The following is a 21125-nucleotide window of genomic DNA, read 5'->3' as shown; positions in this document are numbered from 1 at the left end:
AGACTGAAGTTCGTGGTACCGGAAGAACCGGCAGCGCAGATCCTCATGGTCGAGGACGACGCGGTGATTCGTGAGGCGACCCAACTGACCCTCGAGCGTCACGGCTACGACGTGACCACGGCCGAGGACGGCCTGGAGGCGATCGAGCGATTCGAGAAGATCCACCCGGACGTCGTGATGCTGGACATCATGCTGCACGGGCTGGACGGGATCTCGGTGTGCCGACGGATCCGCGAGACCAGCACGGTCCCGATCGTGATGGTCTCGGCCCGCGGTGACGCGCTCGACGTCGTACTCGGCCTGGAAGCGGGCGCGGACGACTACGTGACCAAACCGTTCGACACGCAGGTCCTGGTGGCACGGCTGCGGGCGGTGATGCGGCGCGCGGTCTCCGACCCGGAGCGCCCGGCGCCGGCGGCCGGCTCCGGCGTGGAGTCGTTCGGCGACCTGGAGCTGGACCGCGAGGCGCTGGAGGTGCGGCGTGGCGGTCAGACCGTCCAGCTGACGCCGACCGAGCTCAAGCTGCTGATCGAGTTCGCGAACAACCCGGGTGTGGTGCTGAGCCGGTCGACGCTGCTGCAGCGGGTTTGGGACTACGAGTGGGGTGGCGACGGCCGGCTGGTCGATGTCCACCTGCAGCGGCTGCGGACCAAGATCGGTGCCGATCGCATCGAAACCGTCCGCGGCTTCGGGTACAAACTCAGAGCCTGATGGGCCTCCGCGGCAAGCTCGGTCTCATCTTCCTGCTGGTCTCGTCGCTCGCGATCCTGGTCCTGTGCGTCGCGGTCTACACCCAGGCCCAGTCGGCCCGGTTGGACCGCACGCGCAGCTTCGCCGACGAGCGGATCCAGCTCGCGGCGCAGAGCTACGACACCAACGACGTACCGGTGTTCGGGGCGAAGGTCGACGATCCGGACCTGCCGCCGCAGCTGCGCGAGGCCGTGCTCGAAGGCAAGCGCGCCACGTTCAAGACCGGGTCGCCGCACGCGAAGATGTGGGCGGCGGTCGCGGTCAAGGACGGCAAGGTGCTGTCGATCGAGCAGGACTACGAGAGCACCGACGACTCGATGAAGGCGTTGCAGCAGGCCTTGATCCTCGGCGGGATCGGCACCGTGACACTGGTCGCGCTGGTCAGCGTGATCCTGGCCGGCAGCCTGTCGAAACGGATCGTCGCGGTCGCGGGGACGGCGCGGCGGATCGCGGCCGGCGACCTGGACGCGTCCGCGGCGGAAGCCGTCGGCAAGGGCAAGGACGAGGTGCAGTCGCTGGCGACCGCCCTCGACACGATGGCCAGCTCGCTGCGCGGTCAGCTCGAGGCGGAGCGCCGCTTCACCGCGGACGTCGCCCACGACCTGCGGACGCCGGTGACCGGCCTGACCACCGCGGCCGAGCTGCTTCCGCCGGGCCGTCCGAGTGAGCTGGTGCGCGACCGGGCCAAGGTACTGCGGCGGCTGGTCGAGGATCTGCTCGAGATCGCGCGGTTCGACTCGGGGGTGGAGCAGGCCGACCTGGAGTTGGTCGGCCTCGGTGCGTTCGTCGGCTCGGCGGTCGGCCGGTTGCGGATGCAGCAGGCGATCGCCCCGGACAGCGTGGTCGTGTGCCAGGTCGGGCCCGACGAGACGGTGTCGACCGACTCCCGGCGGATCGAGCGGATCCTGGCCAACCTGATCGTCAACGGGCTGCGGCACGGCAAGCCGCCGGTCGAGGTCACGGTCAGCGGCCGGACCGTCGCGGTCGTTGACCACGGCAACGGATACCCCGAGGAGTTGATTGCCGAGGGCCCGCGCCGGTTCCGGTCCGGGGTGGCCGAGCGCGGTGTGGGGCACGGCCTCGGCCTGACCATTGCGGCCGGCCACGCCAAGGTGCTCGGCGCCGAGCTGACCTTCGGCGAAGCGCCCGGCGGCGGCGCGCTCGCCCGGCTCGTTCTGCCGGCCGGACCTGAGACGGAGCCGTAACAAACCTTTGCCGGTGGGCCCGCGTCTGTTCCTCTGTAACACCAACAAAACGAGGGGAAACCAGACATCATGCGCACTCAGCTCATCCGCCGTACCGCCGCCGTCATCGCAGGTGCCGCACTGGCCGCCGGAGGCCTCGGCATCGCCGGCGCGCTGCAGGCCAACGCCGCCACCACCGGCACCAGCGCCTCGATCGCAGCGAAGTCGATCACGATCAAGTCCGACAAGGCCACCGCGAAGGCCTGGACGAAGGTCTCCTTCACCGGCAAGACCTCCGGCATCGCGACGAACACCGTGGTCCAGGTGCAGCGACTGGAGAACGGCAAGTGGGTCAACTTCCCGGCCACCACCAAGGTCACCAGCCGGGCGACCTACTCGGTCTGGGTGCAGAGCGGCCGGGTCGGCGTGAACAAGTTCCGCGTCGTCGCGGCGAACACCGCGTCCGCGCCGGTCTCGGTAACCATCACCAAGTAGCCCGCGTCACGGGGTGAGGACAACGCACGGGGTCTGGAGACAAGCTATTTCCTGTCTCCAGACCCCGGCGGCTGTCCCCTGATCCGCGTCAGTGAACGCCGTAGACGTTGAACTCTGCGGCGGAGCCGAAGACGGCGCCGTTGAGTGAGCTCGTGCCGACGAACTTCACGTACCGGCCGGGCTTGGCGGTGAAGTCGACCCGCTGGACGGCGGTGGAGTTCGGGAACTGGCCCGTCGCGACCGGCGTACCCCAGTCCTGGCCGTCGGCGCTGACGTAGATCTCGTACCCCTTGAACATCCCGTTCGTGCCACTCTGCCGGGGCAGGTAGCTGAATCCGTTCACCTGGTACGTCGATCCCAGGTCGAGCGTCATGTGGTGCGGGTAACCGGCCGGCGTACTGACCTGCGACCAGGCGGAATGCCAGATGGTGCTGGGGTTTCCGTCCAGCGCCATCGTGGCGGCGCCGCCCGTGGCGACGTCCTCGCTGCTCACGTCGACCACCTTGATCCGCGACTGCGGAACGATTCCCGGCGGCAGCACGACGGCCTCGGAGCTGATCGTCGCCTGACCACCGGTCGCGGTCAGCGGGTACTTGCCCTCCGGTGTACCGGCCGGGGGAGTCACGTCCCACGTCGTCGTCACGCTGGTGCCCGCTGCAACGGTCGCGTACGTCGCCGGCGTGGTCGCGGTGACGGTCCAGCCGTCGGGCGCGCTGAGGCCGAGCGTGATGTTGCTCGCAGCAACCACGTCGTTGTTGGTGAACGTGGTGGTCACCGTGTTCGCCTCGCCGGACACGAGACCGGTCAGCCCGGACACCGCGACCGACGTACAGTCCGCCGGCTCCGACGTGGTCCCGAGATCGGTGACCGCGAAGTTGTCGATGACGAAGTCGGCCTGGTCGCCGCCGTCGGCGAGCTTGCGCAGACCGACCCAGTAGTCCCCGCCGCACCCGGCCACGAACTCCTGGCCGAACGTCGCCTTGGTCCGCTGCTCGCCGATCGGGGTGGACTTCACCTCGACGGACGCGGGCCGGTCGACACCCTGGACCCACGCGTACTGGCCGGCGCGGCCGCTCTCGTAGTCGAAGCTGACCTTGTACTTGTGGCCCGGCTGGAAGTTCACCGTCCACGGCGCGGTCCGGTAGACGAGGCCCTGGTTCTCCTCGTGCGACTTGAGCGACCAATTGCCGTCGAGCACGTCGTCGACGAGCTTCCCGTTCCAGCCCGCCTGGGTGTACGGCGCGTGCTTCGGCGCGAGCACTGTCCGCGGATCCGTGACGCCGCCGGCATCACCCTTCACGAACGGGCCCCAGCCCTGGTCGACGTTCTCGAAGTCGTCAACCAGCCCTGCCGCGGCACGCTGGGTCTCCACGACCCGCACGTCATCCACGCGCACCTGCGGCGAGCCGGCAGCTGCCGAGATGGTCAGGTCAGCGGTGCTTCCCTTTGCTTCGAAGACGACTCGCGCCCGCTGGTAGTACGCGTCGTGCTTGTCGTCGGAGGCAACCATGTTCTGCGCGGTCGACCGGCCGACCTCGTTGCGCACGCCGTCCACGGTCAGTGTCGTCGTCCGTGACTTCCCCGGCTCGACCTCCACCCAGGCGGACGCGCTGTAGGTGCGACCACGGGTCAGGCCGGTCAGGCGCTGGCGGATCGACGACGCCTTCGTACCGAGCTGGGCCACGTGCTGGCCGTTCTCGAGGGTGGCGAGCTTCGTGCCGCCGGTGGGGTTCCAGGCGTCCAGGTTGCCGGCGTTGAAACCAGGGTCCTGGACGTGGCTGCTCTCACCCCAGGCAGGGTTCTTCGGGCTCGGCGCGGCCACCGGGTAGATCACGTACGGCTTGCCCGGGATCGCGTCGAGCGTGACGGTCCCGTGCTGGGCGCGGATGGTGGTCGGCTTTGTGCGGCCGGTGTCCGACAGTTGGTAGGCGGTGAAGGTGCTGACGCCGGCGAATGCGGCGGGCAGCTGCCAGGTGGTGCGACCGCCGGCCGGGTTGTAGTGGTACAGCTTCTTGTTGTTGTCCCACGGCAGCAGGTACTTGTCGCCGTCGAGCACCTTCGCGTTCCCGGCGTACACGGTCCGCTTGCCGTTCTCCACCGCACCGCGGATGCCGCCGCTGAAGGCGATGTCGGTGCTGTTCCAGTCCAGGATCTTCTGCTGCTGCAGGAACTTCGCGGGCAGGTTGCGCTGCCAGATGTTGGTGTAGAACGCGTTCCAGTCGGTCTCACCGGTCCAGCCCTCGAACTCGACGATGGCGGACTGGCCAAGGATCGGGTCGCTGTTCCAGACGTCCTTCTCGTGGTTGCGGACGAACCGGATGATCTTCGAGTTCAGGCCCTTGTTGGTCGGGCCGCCGTAGTCCAGGTCGTTGGCCCAGTGCGACCACAGCGACGTCCGCTCGTGCCGGTCGGCCCACTCGGTCGCGACCTGCCAGCCCTGGCCGGCGAGCTGCCGGGTCAGACCGTCGGCGAGCCAGCCGGACTGGTAGTACACGTCGATGTACAGCTCCTGCAGGTTCTTGTCGGTCTCGTCGCGGAGCTGCTGGAACCGCTTGACGATGTTGCCGGAGGCAAGATCCGGGCGCTGCTTGATGTAGTAGCTCTGGTTCAGCCAGTTCCAGCCCTTGGCGTTCTTGTCGACCAGCTCCTCGCTGAACGCGTTCGCCTCGGGGTAGGACTCGGTCGCGTTCACGTGGACGCCGAACGCCGCGTTCCAGGACTTGCCCTGCGTGAGCAGCGTGTTCAGGTCGGTGAGGCCGCCGGCGCGGGTGTTGTAGTTGCCGCCGTAGTCCGGATGGGCGGAGTCGTGGCCCTCGGCGCCGTACCCCTTCAGGATCGCCAGCTGGCCGAGGCCGTCGGTGGCCAGCGAGATCCGCTTGACGTCGTCGAGCGTGCGCAGGAACGGGTGCGTGGCCTGGCTGGCGAAGTTGAACGGGATGTGCGTGACCACCCGGTTCTGCACCTGGTCGCCGCCGTTCGGCTCGGTCATGATCGAGCGGAACGCGACCGCGCCGTCCTCCCAGTCCACCGTCTGGTCCTGGTTCGCGTCGGGGGTGACGACGACCTTCGCCCAGGGCAGCGGTTCGGTGTACGGCGAGGTGTCGGCGCGGTACGTCCACTGGCCGCTCCAGACGCCGACGCGGGTGCTGCCGTCGGACGCCTTGCGGGCGCGGTGCCAGAACCGGGCGCCGTCGTCGACCGACTGCCCGGACGGCTTGTCGTACGTCGAGTTCGACTCGATGCCCGCCGCCAGGCCGCTGGTGTTGACGAACGCGTACGTCGCGCCGGTCGCGGCCGCCTCGCCCGGAGTGGCCGCGGTGACCGGCGTGATCTTGTCGGCCGTGCGCGTCGAGTCCGGGTCCAGCGTGGTGAACGCGGTGGTCGCGCCGGTGTCCGTGCTCGCCACCGAGACCAGGTCGTGGTCGGGGATGTCGATCGTGTGCACGCGGCTCGCGTCGGTGTCGCGCACCGCGTCGATCGCGAACGTCGTCACCCGGCCGGCCAGGCTCAGGCTGGCGTCCAGCTCGACACCGGGCAGGGCGTCGAAGGCCAGCCTGTACGACGCGCGCCCGCCCTCGACCGTCGGCGCCGCCGCGAGATGCGCGGTGCGGGCCGTGCCGTCGATCGTGACCGTCGAGAGCGCGTCCGGCTGTCCGCCGAGGGACTGCCCGGAGGCATTGTCGGCGTACTTGATCACCCGCGGGAAGTCCGACCCGACGGTGACCGTCAATTCCGCGGACCGCAGCGTCAGCTCACCGGCGGCGTGCGCCCCGGAGGGCACGCTCAGCACACCGGCGGCCAGCGCTACAGCCAGTACTCCACACCCCACTGAACGTTTCATGTCGAAGAAGTTCGCACGCAACCGCAACTTCGTCAAGAGAAACGAACACTAATGAACATCTTCACCCCACTTTTCCGCTCGAAGGCTCCACTTTGGGCTCGCGCCAACCGTTTCGGCCGCTCGCGAATGGTTGGTGAGGGCCCAAAGACGTCGGTGGGAGGGAGGGGCGGAGGGTCAGGCTGGTGGGGTGTGGGCGGGGGTGATGCGGCCGGTGACCTCGCCGAGGCCGAGGCGGGATCCGCTGGCTGTCGTCGCCCAGGCGGTGATGGTGACCTCGTCGCCGTCTTCCAGGAACGTGTGTTCCTTGCCGTCGACGATCAGCGGCTCGCGGCCGCCCCAGCTCAGCTCGATGAAGGAGCCGCGCTGGTTCTTCTCGGCGCCGCTGACGGTGCCGGAGGCGTAGAGGTCACCGGTGCGGACGGTGGCGCCGTTGACGGTCATGTGGGCGAGCATCTGCGCGGCGGACCAGTAGATGTCGCGGTACGGCGGGGTGCTCACGAGGTGGCCGTTCAGCCTCACCTCGAAGGTGATGTCGAAATTCGTCAGGCTTTGGCCGGCCAGATACGGAAGGACGGGCGGATCCTGCGGCGGGAGGGGGACGGCGGAGTCGGCCAGGGCGTCGAGGGACACGACCCAGGGCGAGATCGACGTGGCGAAGGACTTGCCGAGGAACGGGCCGAGCGGGACGTACTCCCAGGCCTGGAGGTCGCGCGCGGACCAGTCGTTGACGACGACCACGCCGTACACATGCTCCTCGAAATCGTCAACGGACACAGGCTTTCCGAGCGTCGACGGCGTCCCGACGACGTAGCCGAGCTCGACCTCGATGTCGAGCCGCTGGGACGGCCCGAAGGTCGGCGCCGCGGCGTCCGGCGCCTTGCGCTGACCGGACGGCCGGACGATGTCGGTGCCGCTGACAACGATCGTGCCGGCGCGGCCGTGATACCCGACCGGGAGGTGCTTCCAGTTCGGCAACAGCGGCTCGGAGTCCGGGCGGAACAGCCGGCCGAGGTTCGACGCGTGCTGCTCGGAGGCGTAGAAGTCGACGTAGTCGCCGACCTCGAACGGCAGCTGCATGGTGACCGCGGCCTGCGGGATCAGGTGCGGCTCGACGACGTCCCGGTCGTTCGGGTTCCGGACCAGGTCGAGCAGCCAGTTCCGGGTGGCCCGCCAGGCCGGGCGGCCGAGCGCGAGGAACGGGTTCAGCGTCGGCTCGGCGAACAGTTGCGCGCCGTCCAGCATCTGCGCGGACGCGACCGGCGCGAGATCGATGATCTGGTCGCCGATCGCGGCGCCGACCCGCGGCTCCTCGTCCCCGTGCCGGAACACGCCGAGCGGCAGGTTGTCCGGCCCGAACGGCGAACCGTCCGGGATCTCGATCCAGCTCATTCAGTCCTCCATCAGCCGCAAGGTCGTCAGGTCGGTGCGGGGCTCCTCGATGCTGCACGAGCCGAACGACGTGAACCACCGGCGGGTGCTCGCCGCCTGCTCGTCGGAGAGTTCGCGTGCGCGCACCGCCAGCCCGGCGCCCTGTCGCTCAGCCAGCACGGCGGCCACCTCGTCGGTGGACGCCCCGTCCAGCGAGGCGCGGGTCGCCAGCAGCACGTTCAGGAAGCCGTGGTGCTCGAAACCCGAGTCCGCCGCGGTATGGCGGACCGCGTTGTGGAGCCCGGCGGTGCACTTGAAGGCCACTTCGCGGTCGAGGCAGGCGGTGATGAACGCGGCGACCTGGTCCTCCGACGGGAACAGTGACGCGTCGAGGCCGCCGGTGCGGAGCTTGGCGGCGTAGCCGGCGTCGGCGACGACGTCCAGGGCGCGTTCCCAGGCGCCCTCCAGGCCGATCTCGACGTACGCGGTCTCCTCGTCGAGACAGTCGTCGCACGCGCGGACCACGCGGAGCGCGTTGCGGGACAAGTCGTCCTCGTCCCGCAACCGCACCTCGACCGCGGTCACCTCGACGTCCTTGGAGCGATCGCCCCACCGCACGGCCGGCTCGATCCCGCCCGCACCGCCGGAGATCACCACCGACACCCGCAACGGGCCGGAGACCGCGCCGGGCTTCGCGCGCGCAGCCGCCTCGGCGACCTTCATCAGGTCCCGGTCGGTGCAGACGAACGGGCCGACCAGGTCGGCGTACGGCGCTGCGCGGTGTGCCTGGTGCGTAGCGACGGCCTCGACCAGCGGCAGGTTGCCCGGCGGGAACATCGACGCGTCGTCGACCAGGTGCCGGAACAGGGCAGGGACGGTTGACATGCTCCAGAGCCTAACGGATGCTTTCGGTAAGCGGACGCAAGCGTTCGATTATCGGATAGGCAGGATGAGATGGCGTACTACCGGCAGGTCGGCGAGGTTCCACCCAAGCGGCACACGCAGTTCCGGAAGCCGGACGGCGGGCTGTACTACGAGGAGCTGATGGGGGAGGAGGGGTTCTCGTCGGACTCGTCGCTGCTGTACCACGCCGGCGTACCGTCGGCGATCGTCGACTCACAGGTGTGGGACCTGCCGGACCTCGCCACCGTCGCGAACCATCCGCTGACGCCGCGGCACCTGAAGCTGCACGACCTGTTCACGGACACGTCGAAGTCGAACGCCGTGGAGGACCGGCGGCTCGTGCTCGGCAACGGTGACGTCCGGATCTCGTACGTCGTCGCGGAGCAGCCGTCGCCGTACTACCGCAACGCGATCGGCGACGAGTGCGTGTACGTCGAGAAGGGCTCGGCGACCGTGGAGACCGTGTTCGGCGTCCTGAACGCGGTCCAGGGCGACTACGTGATCATCCCGCGCGCGACCACACACCGCTGGCTGCCCGGGCCGGAGGGCGTGCACGCGTACTGCATCGAGGCCAACTCGCACATCGCGCCGCCGAAGCGCTACCTGTCCCGGTACGGCCAGTTCCTCGAGCACTCGCCGTACTGCGAGCGTGACCTGCACCCGGCCGCCGAGCCGCTAGTGGTGGAGGGCACCGACGTCGAGGTGCTGGTGAAGCACCGCGGGAACGGGCCCGGCGGGATCGTCGGGTCGCGGATGACGTACGCGACGCACCCGTTCGACGTGGTCGGCTGGGACGGCTGCCTGTACCCGTACACGTTCAACGTCAGCGACTTCGAGCCGATCACCGGGCGCGTGCATCAGCCGCCGCCGGTGCACCAGGTGTTCGAGGGGTACAACTTCGTGGTCTGCAACTTCGTGCCGCGGAAGGTCGACTATCACCCGCTGTCGGTGCCGGTGCCCTACTACCACTCGAACGTCGATTCCGACGAGGTGATGTTCTACTGCGGCGGCGATTACGAGGCGCGGAAGGGCTCCGGGATCGGGCTCGGGTCGATCTCGCTGCACCCCGGCGGGTACGCGCACGGCCCGCAGCCGGCGGCGATCGAGGCGTCGCTCGGCGCCGAGCGTTTCGAGGAACTCGCGGTGATGGTCGACACCTTCCGGCCGCTCGAACTGGGCGAGGGCGGCCAGGCCGTCGACGACGGCGTCTACGCCTGGACCTGGGCGGGTCGCCGCAAGGACTGAGCGTCTGTGGGATTCTGTCCCCTGTGAGTGAGGACGGGGACGCGGTTTCGCAGGTCACAGAGGACAGTCCGGAGGTGCTGGTGCAGGAGCCACCGCACGATCCCGGACGGCCGTTCGTGGTCGGTGTCGACCGTGAGGCCGTGCTGCGCCGGCGTGAGGTGGTGCGGACCGTCGAGCGGCGGGGCGGGTGGGTGACGCTCGTGCTGGGCGTGATCGGCATCGTCGCCGCGCTCTACGCGCTGGTCGCGTTCCGCGGGTCCGGGATGTGGCCGTTCGCGCTGTTGTTGATCCTGGCAATGATCCCGCTGGTGCTCAGCACCGTGCTGGTGTACCGCGTGCAGGCCGAGCGGACCAAGTGGTACGCCACGAACGAGTTGCCGCCGGTGGCGATGCGGATCTCCGCCAAGGGACTCGAGCTGGCCTGCGACGGCGCGGCGTACCCGGTGGTGCTCCCGTGGGCGACCGTCCGCGGCTTCACGCAGCACAAGCTGCTCGGCCAGTACACGCTGGACCTGGCCCTGGCCCGCGGCGTGAGCGCGACGACCGCAGGCGTCCGCGGCTTGGACCAGCCGTCGGTCCGGAGCGTCGTCAAGCCGAACCCGCTGCTCCGCCCGACCGGCATGTTCCTGGTCAAGGCCCTCGACCAGCCCGTGCACGTCATCGACGAGGCGCTCAGACACTTCTCCAACGGCGCCGCGGGCATCCAGCGCTGACCTGCCGGCCTGCGAAGCTCGGGGCATGGACGAGAGCTTCGTGGTCGGCCTGCGGCGCGACGAGGTGCTGCGCCGCCGTGCCGTCGTCCGCCGGGTCCGGCTGATCGGCGGCGCGATCGTCGTGGTCATGACCACGATCGGCCTGGTGCTCTCGGTGTGGCTGATGATCCTGCTCGGCGACGCCTGGTACATCGGCCTGCTGATGATCGCGTCCCTGCTGCTGCCGCTCGTCAGCGTCATCCAGTCCTTCCGGCTGCAGCGCTGGTACGCCGGGGCAGACCTCCCGCCGTACGCGATGCGTATGACGCCGGCCGCGCTGGAGCTCGGCGTCGAGGGCGCGCCCGCTCCCGTCGTACTGCCGTGGCCTGCGGTGATCGGCTTCCGGCGCGAGCGCCGGGCCGGTCAGCCTGTCCTGCGGGTCGTCCTGCAGCGCGGCGTGACAGCCACGAGCCCCGGAGTCAGCGGCCTCGACCAACCGGCCGCGCTGGCCACGCTGCAGCCCAGCAAGTTCGTCAAGAACGGCGGCCTGTACGGCGTACCGTCACTCGACCAGCCCGTCGAGGCGATCGACCAGGCCCTCCGCTACTTCTCCAACGGCAACGCCGCCGTCGTGAGCTAGCAGGGCAGGGCGCGGTACGTGTAGCCGAGCTTGGTGAGTTTGGTCAGCGCCCGGTCGAGGGCGGCGACGGTCTGGGAGCGGTTGCCGCCGCCGTCGTGCATCAAGATGATCGCGCCGGGACGGGCGCCGGCCAGGATCGCGTGCTCGATGTGCGCGGCGCCGGGCTTCTCCCAGTCCTTCGTGTCGACGTCCCAGAGCACCTGCCGCTGCCGGTACGCCGCCGCGATGGCCGCGATCTTCGCGTTCGTCGCGCCGGTCGGCGGGCGCAGGCACTTGGACTTCACGCCGGTGGCGATCTCCTGCCGCACCTTCGCGTCCGGCAGCAGGGTCAGCGTCTTGTGGTCCCACGTGTGGTTGCCCACGTGGTGCCCCGCGGCGCGCTCGGCCGCGAGCAGCTCCGGGTACTGCGCGACCTGGATGCCGAGCACGAAGAACGTCGCCTGCGCCTTGTGCTTGCGCAGCACCTGCAGGACCTTCGGCGTCCACTCGCGCTGCGGGCCGTCGTCGAAGGTCAGGTAGAGCACCTTCCCGTGCGCCGCGAGGTTCCAGTCGTCGGCCGGCGGCTTGGCAACCGCGGGTTTGACGGCCGGCTGGGAGGGCTGCGCGGCCTGCTTGGTCGACGACGGCTCGCCTCGCTTGGAGGTGCCGGGCTGGAGCCCGTGGCTCGGCGTCTGGGTGACGGGCGCGGCAGCGGACGTGACGGAGTGGTCTGAGGGTGTGGCGGCTTGGGCGAGGACGGCACCGCAGAGGAGGGCGGCGACCAACGGCAGCAGTTTGCCGGGCGGCTTGGTCATGGGCGGTATGTTCTCGCGGCCACCGGGCCATCCTCGCACCGGGTGGGGGTTGTCGCCCGTATCGTGTGCTGTCGGGCCGGAGATCCCGGCGAGCGGACCTGTGAGGCGGGGCGGATGACTGACAGCGGTGAGCGGACCACGATGACACGACGTACGGTGATCGGCGGCGCGGCAGCGCTGGCCGCGGCCGGTTTCCAGGCGGTCCCGGCGTACGCCGGCGGCACCTCGGAGCACGGGTCCGGGAAGACCGTCCGGCTGACCGTGATGGGCACCACCGACCTGCACGGCAACGTCTTCAACTGGGACTACTTCAAGAACGCCGAGTACGACGACAGCGCGCACAACGACATCGGCCTGGCCAAGATCTCCACGCTGGTCAGCGCGGTCCGGGACCGGATCGCCGCGGACCGGCACGCGCCGCGCCCGCTGCTGCTCGACGCCGGGGACACGATCCAGGGCACCCCGCTGGCCTACTACTTCGCGAAGATCGAGCCCATCACCGGCGGCCACACCCATCCGATGGCCGCGGCGATGAACCGGATCGGGTACGACGCCGCGGCGCTCGGCAACCACGAGTTCAACTACGGGCTCGACATCCTCCGCAAGTTCCAGCGGCAGCTGCGGTTCCCGCTGCTCGGCGCGAACGCCCAGGACTGGACCACGGGCCTGCCGGTGTTCCCGCCGTACACGCTCAAGCGGGTGCACGTGCCGGGGGAGAAGCCGATCACCGTCGGCATCCTCGGGCTGACCAACCCCGGCATCGCGATCTGGGACAAGGCGAACGTCGAGAACAAGCTGAAGTTCGGCGGCATCGTCGAGCTGGCCAAGATCTGGGCGCCGCGCGTCCGGCAGGCCGGCGCCGACGTCGTGATCGCCGCGGTGCACTCCGGGATGGACCTGTCCTCGTCGTACGGCGACGCGCTGCCGTATCCGGAGAACGCGTCGGTGCTGATGGCCGAGACCGTCCCGGGGATCGACGCGGTCCTCGTCGGGCACGCGCACCTGGAGATCCCCGAGCGACTCGTCACGAACAAGAGCACCGGCGAGCAGGTGGTGCTGAGTGAGCCGCTGAAGTGGGGGATGCGGCTGTCGCTGTTCGACCTCGACCTGGAGAAGGTCCGCGGGCAGTGGAAGGTCGTCGGCCGGCACGGCCAGGTGCTGAACGCGAACTCCGTCGCCGCCGACCCGGAGGTCGTCGCGCTGCTGCAGAAGGACCACGACAAGGTCGTCGAGTACGTGAACTCGAAGATCGGCACCTGCACTGCGGCGATGTCCGCGGCCACCGCGCCGTGGGAGGACACCGCGGCGCTCGACTTCGTGAACTTCGTCCAGGCCGACGCGGTGTCGAAGGCGCTCGGCGGTACGCCGCAGGCGTCGCTGCCGGTGCTGGCGATCGCGGCGCCGTTCAACCGGGCCGCGGCGATCCCGGCCGGTGACGTCTCGGTGCGGGACGTGGCCGGGCTGTACGTCTTCGACAACACGCTGCTCGGGGTGACGATGACGGGCGCGCAGATCAAGGACTACCTGGAGTTCTCCGCGCAGTACTTCAAGCAGGTCACCGGGACCGGTCCGTTCCCGTCCGACCAGGTCACCAACGCCCCGACCTCGACCGCGCCGAACGGCACGCCCGACTACAACTACGACATCCTCGGCGGGCTGACCAAGCCGCTCACGTACACGATCGACATCGCCAAACCGGTCGGCGCACGCATCGCAGACCTCGCCTATGACGGCACGGCGGTGGCCGCCGACCAGCAGTTCGTGGTCGCCGTGAACAACTACCGCCAGTCCGGCGGCGGCAACTTCCCCCACGTCAAGACCGCCCCGGTCGTCTACAACCGCCAGGTCGAGATCCGCCAACTGATGATCGACTACGTCACCACCACCGGCACAGTGGACCCGCAGACCTTCCACACCACCGACTGGTCCCTGACCTCCAACGGCACCCCGATCACGGTCACCAGTTGAGGTAAGAATCGCGGAATCCCGGACAGAGACGGGGTATGACGCGAATACAGACACGGCCCCGGGAGGGGGATCTGATGGACGATCCTCCCCCGGGGACCCGGCTGGCGGGCTTCGAGCGGTTGTTCGTCCAGCATCACGATGACGTGCTTCGATACTTCGTGCGGCGGCTTGATGTGCGGGCCGACGCGGCGGATCTTGTGGCCGAGACCTTCCTGATCGCCTGGCGGCGCCTGCACGACATACCCGACGGTCACCCGCTGCCGTGGTTGTACGGCGTGGCGCGCCGCGTGCTCGCCAATCACCGCCGGGGTGAGACGCGACGGCACGGCCTGGCCGACAAGCTCCGCGACGACCTCCGCGCGGTGCCGGCCGATCCCGAGACCGGTCTCGAGGTCCGGCACGCCGCGGACGTCTTCCGGCAGCTGTCCGACCGCGATCGCGAACTGCTGTCCCTGGTCGCGTGGGAGGGGCTCGACACCGCGCAACTCGCGGCAGTTCTGGGTTGTTCACGCAGTACGGCGACCGTCCGGCTGCACCGCGCTCGCCGACGGCTCGAGCGCCTGATGAGCCAGACCACACCGGGCCGTGAGCCCGCTCGCACCCGAGGAGAACGCGCATGAACACGATCGACCTGCTCCGCACCTTGGATCCGATCGCCGGCGACGATCCGGCCGCCTCGGTCGGCCAGGAGAGCCGCGCCGAGATGCTGACCCGGATCGGCAACTCCCCGGTCCCGGTCAAAACGCGGAAAGGCGCCGTCCGGCGTCGTCTCGTGCCGGCGCTCGTTGCGGCGACGGTGGTCGCGGCCGCGGCGGTCACCGTTGTCGAACTGCCGGGCGACTCCCGGCAGGAGGCGCTGGGCGCGGCGTTGTCGTTCAACGCCGAGGGGGACTACCTGAGGGTTCGCATCGTCGACCCGTACGCCGACAGCGCTCGGTACAACAAGGAGTTCAAGAAGCACCACCTGAACATCACCCTCGAACTGATGCCCGGTTCGCCGTCGACGGTCGGGTTGAGCCCCGCGGCCGTGTTCGGGCCCGACTCGCCGAACATCAAGCAGACCGACGACCCGCCGGGCTGTGCGCAGGCGGGCACCTTCCCGTGCGTCCCGGAGTTCCTGATTCCGAAGAGCTACGCCGGTGAGGCGGCCCTAGTCATCGCCCGGGCCGCGCGGCCCGGCGAGCAGATCGCCTTCACCGGCGCGATCGACGGCCGCGGCGAGGCCTTGCAGGGTGTGAAGTTCCGCAACCTCCGGGTCTCCCAGGTGCTGGCGATCCTGCAGCAGCGCGGGTACACCGTCCCGGAGTACCGCGTCTCCGCCAACGGAACGACCTCGTCCCCGAAGACGGTGCCACCGACGTACTTCGTCAAGGACGGCTTCCTGGTGAAGGACAAGCAGGTCATCCTCTTCGCCTCAGCCAGGCGCTAGTCGAGACACAGGGGGAGCAGAGCGAGGAGTACGACGCCTGTCGCGACCAGCATCGAGGTCCGCGAAGGGCGTGACCACCGCCGGCCGCCGTCGCCGGCCGGCTGGTGGCACCGTTGCAGGACCCCGGCGACGGAGACCGCGATCGCCGCGAGGAGCACGAGTGGTTCGGCCCACCCGAAGATCGCACCCCAGGGGGAAGCGAGCAGGGCCAGCGAACCGACCGCGGCGCCGGCGCCGAAGATCGCGCCGACGCCGCGGCGGATCGACAGCAGCAGTACGGCGAGCGCGACCGTGATCCCGCCGCTGAGGGCGCCGTACGCGATGCCGCCCACCGTGGCCAGGCAGTCCTCCTCCGGCACGCAGCTCCGGGACTGGACGATCATCACGATCACGCCGACCACCACCGCGACGCCGAGACCGATGCCCAGGGCGCGGAAGACGATGCCGGCGATCGATCCCGCCCAGGTCCGCGTGTTCATCCGAGAAAGGTACGGCGTGCGACGGTCACCGCGACCGGACGAAGTCCTCGCCGAAGCCTTGACCGCCGACTCGGGCTCGACCGCGGTCACCCCCATGAGCCCGTACTTCGTGATGGCGCTGGGCTTCCTCCAGCGCTACCGCAACAACGCCGGCGTCGGCACCCTCGCGTCGTACACCGTCCCCCTCGCCGTGGCAATGACCATCGCCTGGACCCTCTTCCTGGCCTGGTGGGCGCTAGGCATCCCCCTCGGCCCGGGAGTCTAGGTGAGCGTGACGCCGGCTTTGCGCAGGTCTGTTAGGGCCTGTTGGGTGGTGGGTTCGGCTACGCCGGCGGTGAGGGTGGTGAGGACTCTCGTGGTGAAGCCTTCGTTGCGGGCGTCGAGGGCGGTGGCGCGGACGCAGTAGTCGGTGGCTATGCCGCAGACGTCTACGGTGGTGACGGACTTGGCGCGTAGCCAGTCGGCGAGGGTGTGGCCGCCTTCGTGGGACTTGCCTTCGAAGCCGGAGTAGGCGGCGGCGTACTCGCCCTTGTCGAAGATCGCGTCGAAGGGTTGCGGGTCGAGGTTGGGGTGGAAGCCGACGCCGTCGGTTCCGGCGACGCAGTGCGGGGGCCAGGAGTTCACGAAGTCGGGTTCGCGGGAGAAGTGGTCGCCGGGGTCGATGTGGTGGTCGCGGGTGGCGACCACGTAGTCGTACCGGCGGTCCTGTGGTTCGGCCTCGTGCCACTTGTGCAGCAGTTCGCCGATCCGGAACGCGACGTCGGCGCCACCGGCGACGGCCAGGCTCCCGCCCTCGCAGAAGTCGTTCTGCACATCAACCACGATCAGTGCCCGGGCCATCGCGACGCTCCTTTGACGGGTACTCCCTGAACCCACCGTACAAGCGTCGACGCCGTCGGCGCCGCATTAGGCAGGGATCAGGTGGCCGCCGGTGACGTGCAGGAGTTCGCCCTGGACGGCTCTCGTCCGCGGTGAGGTGAGGAACAGGATCGCGTCGGCGATCTCGGAGACGTCCGGGAGGTGCCGGGCGGTGAATCCGGCGGTGATCCTGTCCAGCGCGTCCCGCGGGATGATCCGGTGTGCTCCGTTCTCCAGCGTGATGCCGGGCAGTACGACGTTGACCAGTACGCCGTCCGCGCCGAGATCGTGCTGGAGACTCGCCGCCAGGCCGTGCAGTCCCGCCTTCGCCGCGCCGTACGCCCAGGCTCCGCCGCCCATGCCGCGCTCCGCCAGGTCGGTCGAGACCAGCACCAGCCGCCCGTGGGCGGAGCGCCGCAGCGCGGGCGCCACCTGCTGTGCGAGGTGCATGTTCCCTTCGAGGTTCGCCCGCACGATCGCGGTCCACCACTCTGGCGAGGCGTCCTCGATCTTTTCGGTGCGCCCGTCGTGCGGTCCCCAGTCGACCGCGTTCGCGACCACGGCGTCCAGACCGCCCCAGTGCTCCACGACCGACGCGACCGCTGCCGCGATCGTCTCCGGTGCGCTCAGATCCATCGGTACGACGAACGCCGCACCGCCGGCCGCCTCGATCTCCTCGGCGACCGCCTCGGCCGCGTCCTTCCGGGAGTTGTAGGTGATCGCGACCCGCGCGCCTTCCCGTCCGTACGCGATCGCAGTGGCCCGCCCGATCCCCGACGATCCACCCGTCACCAGTGCGGCCGCGTCCTTCAAACCCAGGTCCATGACCCGTCCTCCTGTTTATCGTTAGTCGGCTAAGAAGAAAAACTTAGCCGACTAACAAACTAGAGGCAAGCTGTGGTCGTCAGGTCGCGCTCATGGCAGCACCCGCTGGAGGAAGTCGCGGATCAGCGCGGCGATCTCGTCGCCGTGGGTTTCCAGGGCGAAGTGGCCGGCGTCCAGGAGGTGGATCTCGGCGTCGGGCAGGTCGCGGGCAAAGGCGGTGGCTCCGTCAGCGCCGAAGATCTCGTCATGCTTGCCCCAGGCAACCAGTGTCGGCGGCTGGTGGCGGCGGAAGTACTGCTGGAATGCGGGATACGCGTCGAGGTTGTGCTGGTAGTCGTAGAACAGTTGCAGCTGGATCTCCTGGTTGCCGGGCCGGTCGAGGTAGGACTGGTCCAGGGTCCAGGTGTCGGGACTGATCCGCTCCAGGAACTGTGCCGGTACGCCGTGGGTGTACTGCCAGCGTGTCGCTTCCGCTGTCAGCAGTGAACGTACGTCGGGTTCGTAGGTGGCCCGGTCCTTCGCGTGGTTGAACAGCGGTTCCCAGAAGGGGGTGAACCCTTCGAGGTAGGCGTTGCCGCTCTGTGTGATCAGGGCGGTGACGCGCTCGGGGTGGCGGCTGGCGATGCGGAGTCCGATCGGTGCGCCGTAGTCCTGGATGTAGAGCGCGAACTGCTGCACGTCCAGCTTGTCGAGCAGGCCCAGGGTGAGCTCGGTGAGCGCGTCGAAGGAGTAGGCGAACTCGTCCACCGACGGCATGCCGGACTGGCCGAAGCCCAGGTGGTCGGGTGCGATGAGGTGGTACGAGTCGGCGAGGTCGCGGAGCAGGTTGCGGAACATGGCAGAACTCGTGGGGAAGCCGTGCAGCAGCACGACGGTGGGGTTGGCCGGGTCGCCGGCCTCCCGGTAGAAGATCGGCTGGCCGTCGATGTCAACGGTGCCGTACCGCACTGCGTTCATGGGTGCTCTCCTGATTCTTGACGGGTACTTCGTGATGGGGACGGAGTAAGACAAGACAGGCCGCGGCGAGGCCGAGGCCGAGGGCGAAGAAGGCGCGATAGCTGCCGGTGAAACGGTCGATGACGACCGCCATGGTGAGCCCGCTCGCGGCCGCGGCCTGATGGGTGACCCAGGCGGGGGCCAGTGTCCGGCCCATCCGGTGCGGGTCGAGCCCTCGGGACAGCACGGCCATGGTGAGCGGAATGATCGGGAACGACGACATTCCGAAGATCACCGCGGCCGCGACGAGTCCGGCCGGGGCCTGCGCGACGGTGAGCAGACCGAGCGACAGTGCTCGCAGCAGGTGGAGTAGGCGCAAGAGATCCTCGGGGCGCCGGCCCCGGCGCAACAGGCTCGCGACGACGGCCGACGTGATGCCGGCCGACAGCGCGGCGACGGCGACCAGGCGGCCCGCGCCGGCGACTGACCAGCCGAGTTCGGCGGCGTGCTTGGGCAGCATGAGTACGACGACGTACATCGTCGCGGCATGCAGACCGAACGAAGCCAGAACACGACCACGGCCGCGCAGGCTCTCGCGCGTTTGGTCGCCGGACAGGGTCGTTGCCGGATCATTGGGCAGGACGCAGACGAGGACTGCCGTCACGGCCAGGCCGACACCTCCCAGTACGGCATAGGTTCCGCGGACGCCGATCGGGACGAACAGCGACGTCGCTGCCCAGGGCATGAGGAGTTGGCCCAGGTTGATCCCGATGGCGGCGCGAGCGAGCGCCGGCCCGGCGTCGGCGCCGTACGCCCGGCCGATCAAGGTGCTGACGGTCAGGCTGGAGGAACTCGCGAAGCCGAGGCCGCCGAGGATCGTGTACGTCGCGATGAACTGCCACGTCTGCGTGACCACGGCGAGCACCAAGTAGCCGGCCGAGCTGAGGATCAGCCCGAGCACGAGGATTCGCTTGGCGCCTACGCGATCCAGCAGGCGGCCTACGAACGGCTGCGCGACACCGGTGAGCAGTGTGCTCAGCGCGGCAGCCGTCGTCAGGGCCGAGGTGTTGAGTCCGTAGTCAGCGGCGGCGGGGGCGAAGAACACACCCGCGGAGAAGTTCAATCCGAAGGAGACTGTCATGGCCGCGAGGGCGGCGAAGGCCGTTCTCATGATCGCTTCAGCTGGGTCATCTGTGTCTTCACACTTTCCGAGGGCACGGCTGTGGCCGGGACGGATGGGATGAGGGCAGGCCTGATCGCCGAGACGTCGACGACGTCTCGGCTGCCGGCGGGGGTTAGCGGATCGGGCTCAGCGGTGGCGGGCGTAGTGGCGGGCGGCGCGGGCACGGTTACCGCAGGCGGCCGAGCACCACCTTCGTTGCGGACGATCCTGGAGGTACAACAGCACGCAGCCCGGCCCCTGACAGGCGCGCAGGTCCGCGTGCCGGCGTACGAACAGGTCGATCGCTTCCTGGGCGATGAAGGACAGGACCGCCGTGACTGGCGGCGCCGCGCTACGCACCTGCGCGGCCGGCTCGCCCTGCCACCGCAACTCCTGCCAGTACGGCGCCCAGCGCGCGTGGCGGTTGAGTGTCTCGACCGCCCCGACTGACGGAGCAGCGCCCGCCATGCTTCCGGCGGCCACCTGAGCGGCGTCGCGTCCGGTGATCGCCTGGGCGATGTCGCGGACGGCCTCGCGAAGTTCACGGGCCGCCGTCAGCTCGAAGTCGCCGATCGCGGCGAGTTCCTCGGCCGAGAGCCGCCACGGCAGCCGGTCCTCGATGGCCGCCAGCCATTCGGTGAACAGTTCGACGTTCTCCAGGCCGTCGCGCGGTTCGCCCCGCACCGCGTACGCGGTGTTGGCCAGCTCGATCGGCAGCGGTTCGCCGAGCAGGGGCACGGACATGGCGTTCACCGGCTCTCGTCGTGACGCAGGTCGGACCGCAACCGGGCGTTCTCCTGCTCGAGCGCGGTGATCCGGTCCCGCAGCGAGCCGATGGCCTGCTCCACGACGTCGCGGCCGAACAGCTGCGGGATGTGCTGCCGGCAGTTCCAGTCCCATCCCTCGATCTCGATGAGAACGGCCCCTTCCACCTTCCCCGGGTAGTCCGGGACGACCAGCTCGCGCAGGATATCCGGATCCTCGGTGACCCGGGCATGACCCAGGAGCTTCAGGCGTGCCTGCAGGGCGTAGTCCATCAGGAACAGCGCGACGCGATCGGAGTGGTCCAGGTTTCCCCGGGTGATGTACTGCCGGTTCCCGCGAAGATCCGCGAACCCCAGCGTGCGTTCGTCCAGGACGCGCAGGAAGCCGCGCGGGCCGCCGCGATGCTGGATGTAGGGCCAGCCCGTCTCGCCGACGCTGGCGATGTAGAAGCTGTCCCGTTCGCCGACGAATGTCGCTTCGTCGGGACCGAGAACGTCACCGCTCGCCGAGCCCTCCAGCATCCGGCGGTAGGCGCGATCGCTGCCGTGCAGCCGCTGCTGCGCCTGCACCGCGTCGGTGAACGCCAACTGGGCAAACCTGGCACCCATCGCCAGCCTCCTAATGGTTGTCTTCTGTCGTGATCGTTAGGGGAATGAGGTATCTCCCCGAGCACTCACTAGAATTCTAACGATACAGAGCAGGTCAAATCATTAGATTGTCGGGCGTCGCTGGTCTCAGGTGTGGGTCTGGTGGGCGGGACCGGTTGTGGGGCGATGTGTGCCGGGAGTTAT

Annotated in this window: 21 protein-coding genes; 10 read left to right on the top strand and 11 right to left on the bottom strand. The window is 69.2% G+C overall.

All coding sequences use genetic code 11. The annotated features are described in order from the left end of the window. Nucleotides 1-12 precede the first annotated feature (12 nt). The 3 genes from cseB (at nucleotide 13) to AB0I12_RS31900 (ending at nucleotide 2429) form a co-directional block, all read left to right on the top strand. On the top strand, nucleotides 13-711 hold the full coding sequence (gene cseB / locus AB0I12_RS31910) for a two-component system response regulator CseB (protein WP_359936525.1): 699 nt from the start codon (nucleotides 13-15) through the stop codon (nucleotides 709-711). Further along, nucleotides 711-1955, top strand: coding sequence for a HAMP domain-containing sensor histidine kinase (locus AB0I12_RS31905; protein WP_359936522.1), 1245 nt, complete (start codon nucleotides 711-713; stop codon nucleotides 1953-1955). The genes cseB and AB0I12_RS31905 overlap by 1 nt, the downstream gene beginning before the upstream one ends. A gap of 69 nt (nucleotides 1956-2024) precedes the next feature. Further along, nucleotides 2025-2429 (top strand): hypothetical protein, encoded by a 405-nt coding sequence (locus AB0I12_RS31900; protein ID WP_359936519.1) that lies wholly within the window; start codon nucleotides 2025-2027, stop codon nucleotides 2427-2429. An 88-nt stretch (nucleotides 2430-2517) separates the two neighbouring features. On the opposite strand, the gene AB0I12_RS31895 is transcribed toward AB0I12_RS31900, so the two are convergent. From AB0I12_RS31895 to AB0I12_RS31885, 3 genes are all read right to left on the bottom strand, one after another. Continuing rightward, complete coding sequence (locus tag AB0I12_RS31895) at nucleotides 2518-6270, bottom strand: endo-alpha-N-acetylgalactosaminidase family protein (protein ID WP_359936516.1); 3753 nt, start codon at nucleotides 6268-6270, stop codon at nucleotides 2518-2520. 174 nt (nucleotides 6271-6444) lie between these two features. Further along, nucleotides 6445-7659 carry a fumarylacetoacetase gene (gene fahA / locus AB0I12_RS31890; protein ID WP_359936513.1) on the bottom strand — a complete coding sequence of 405 codons (1215 nt, stop codon included), beginning with the start codon at nucleotides 7657-7659 and terminating at the stop codon, nucleotides 6445-6447. Continuing rightward, entirely contained in the window at nucleotides 7660-8523 is an 864-nt protein-coding gene (locus AB0I12_RS31885) for a hypothetical protein (RefSeq protein WP_359936510.1), read from the bottom strand. Nucleotides 8524-8592: 69 nt separating this feature from the next. On the opposite strand from AB0I12_RS31885, the gene AB0I12_RS31880 reads away from it, so the two are divergent. The 3 genes from AB0I12_RS31880 to AB0I12_RS31870 are packed head-to-tail and all read left to right on the top strand — an operon-like array spanning nucleotide 8593 to nucleotide 11118. Then, nucleotides 8593-9786 (top strand): homogentisate 1,2-dioxygenase domain-containing protein, encoded by a 1194-nt coding sequence (locus tag AB0I12_RS31880; RefSeq protein WP_359936507.1) that lies wholly within the window; start codon nucleotides 8593-8595, stop codon nucleotides 9784-9786. A 23-nt stretch (nucleotides 9787-9809) separates the two neighbouring features. Next, a complete protein-coding gene (locus AB0I12_RS31875; RefSeq protein WP_359936504.1) occupies nucleotides 9810-10499 on the top strand; it encodes a hypothetical protein in 690 nt (229 codons plus the stop codon). 25 nt (nucleotides 10500-10524) lie between these two features. Beyond that, the gene (locus AB0I12_RS31870; RefSeq protein WP_359936501.1) at nucleotides 10525-11118 is read left to right on the top strand and encodes a hypothetical protein; all 594 of its coding nucleotides are present in this window, start codon (nucleotides 10525-10527) and stop codon (nucleotides 11116-11118) included. On the opposite strand, the gene AB0I12_RS31865 is transcribed toward AB0I12_RS31870, so the two are convergent. Next, nucleotides 11115-11912, bottom strand: coding sequence for a polysaccharide deacetylase family protein (locus tag AB0I12_RS31865; RefSeq protein ID WP_359936498.1), 798 nt, complete (start codon nucleotides 11910-11912; stop codon nucleotides 11115-11117). The genes AB0I12_RS31870 and AB0I12_RS31865 overlap by 4 nt on opposite strands. Before the next feature lie 114 nt (nucleotides 11913-12026). Here AB0I12_RS31865 and AB0I12_RS31860 point away from each other — a divergent pair, with 114 nt between their 5' ends. The 3 genes from AB0I12_RS31860 to AB0I12_RS31850 all read left to right on the top strand — a co-directional run bounded on the left by AB0I12_RS31860 (nucleotide 12027) and on the right by AB0I12_RS31850 (nucleotide 15309). Beyond that, nucleotides 12027-13880, top strand: a complete 1854-nt coding sequence (locus AB0I12_RS31860) for a 5'-nucleotidase C-terminal domain-containing protein (protein WP_359936495.1) — start codon at nucleotides 12027-12029, stop codon at nucleotides 13878-13880. Nucleotides 13881-13954: 74 nt separating this feature from the next. Then, the gene (locus AB0I12_RS31855; RefSeq protein ID WP_359936492.1) at nucleotides 13955-14500 is read left to right on the top strand and encodes a sigma-70 family RNA polymerase sigma factor; all 546 of its coding nucleotides are present in this window, start codon (nucleotides 13955-13957) and stop codon (nucleotides 14498-14500) included. After that, the gene (locus AB0I12_RS31850) at nucleotides 14497-15309 is read left to right on the top strand and encodes a hypothetical protein (protein WP_359936489.1); all 813 of its coding nucleotides are present in this window, start codon (nucleotides 14497-14499) and stop codon (nucleotides 15307-15309) included. The genes AB0I12_RS31855 and AB0I12_RS31850 overlap by 4 nt, the downstream gene beginning before the upstream one ends. Here AB0I12_RS31850 and AB0I12_RS31845 read toward each other — a convergent pair. Further along, nucleotides 15306-15788, bottom strand: coding sequence for a hypothetical protein (locus tag AB0I12_RS31845; RefSeq protein WP_359936486.1), 483 nt, complete (start codon nucleotides 15786-15788; stop codon nucleotides 15306-15308). The genes AB0I12_RS31850 and AB0I12_RS31845 overlap by 4 nt on opposite strands. Nucleotides 15789-15804: 16 nt before the next feature. Here AB0I12_RS31845 and AB0I12_RS31840 point away from each other — a divergent pair, with 16 nt between their 5' ends. Then, nucleotides 15805-16053: an AbgT family transporter gene (locus AB0I12_RS31840; RefSeq protein ID WP_359936483.1), complete on the top strand. Its 249-nt coding sequence runs from the start codon at nucleotides 15805-15807 to the stop codon at nucleotides 16051-16053. On the opposite strand, the gene AB0I12_RS31835 is transcribed toward AB0I12_RS31840, so the two are convergent. The 6 genes from AB0I12_RS31835 to AB0I12_RS31810 form a co-directional block, all read right to left on the bottom strand. Beyond that, nucleotides 16050-16628 (bottom strand): nicotinamidase, encoded by a 579-nt coding sequence (locus AB0I12_RS31835; RefSeq protein ID WP_359936480.1) that lies wholly within the window; start codon nucleotides 16626-16628, stop codon nucleotides 16050-16052. The two genes, AB0I12_RS31840 and AB0I12_RS31835, sit on opposite strands and share 4 nt — an antisense overlap. A 66-nt stretch (nucleotides 16629-16694) precedes the next feature. Continuing rightward, complete coding sequence (locus tag AB0I12_RS31830) at nucleotides 16695-17471, bottom strand: SDR family oxidoreductase (protein ID WP_359936477.1); 777 nt, start codon at nucleotides 17469-17471, stop codon at nucleotides 16695-16697. A gap of 90 nt (nucleotides 17472-17561) precedes the next feature. Further along, entirely contained in the window at nucleotides 17562-18428 is an 867-nt protein-coding gene (locus AB0I12_RS31825; RefSeq protein ID WP_359936474.1) for an alpha/beta hydrolase, read from the bottom strand. Then, nucleotides 18400-19578 (bottom strand): MFS transporter, encoded by a 1179-nt coding sequence (locus tag AB0I12_RS31820; protein ID WP_359936471.1) that lies wholly within the window; start codon nucleotides 19576-19578, stop codon nucleotides 18400-18402. The genes AB0I12_RS31825 and AB0I12_RS31820 overlap by 29 nt, the downstream gene beginning before the upstream one ends. A gap of 138 nt (nucleotides 19579-19716) precedes the next feature. Further along, nucleotides 19717-20313 (bottom strand): CGNR zinc finger domain-containing protein, encoded by a 597-nt coding sequence (locus tag AB0I12_RS31815; RefSeq protein WP_359936468.1) that lies wholly within the window; start codon nucleotides 20311-20313, stop codon nucleotides 19717-19719. A 5-nt stretch (nucleotides 20314-20318) separates the two neighbouring features. Then, on the bottom strand, nucleotides 20319-20942 hold the full coding sequence (locus AB0I12_RS31810; protein WP_359936465.1) for a pyridoxamine 5'-phosphate oxidase family protein: 624 nt from the start codon (nucleotides 20940-20942) through the stop codon (nucleotides 20319-20321). Nucleotides 20943-21125 lie beyond the last annotated feature (183 nt).

This window comes from Kribbella sp. NPDC050459, from assembly GCF_040655315.1.
In the GTDB taxonomy this organism is placed as follows: Bacteria; Actinomycetota; Actinomycetes; order Propionibacteriales; family Kribbellaceae; genus Kribbella.
Note: the sequence above shows the minus strand (reverse complement) of the source record. Positions and strands in the feature narration are given on the sequence as shown.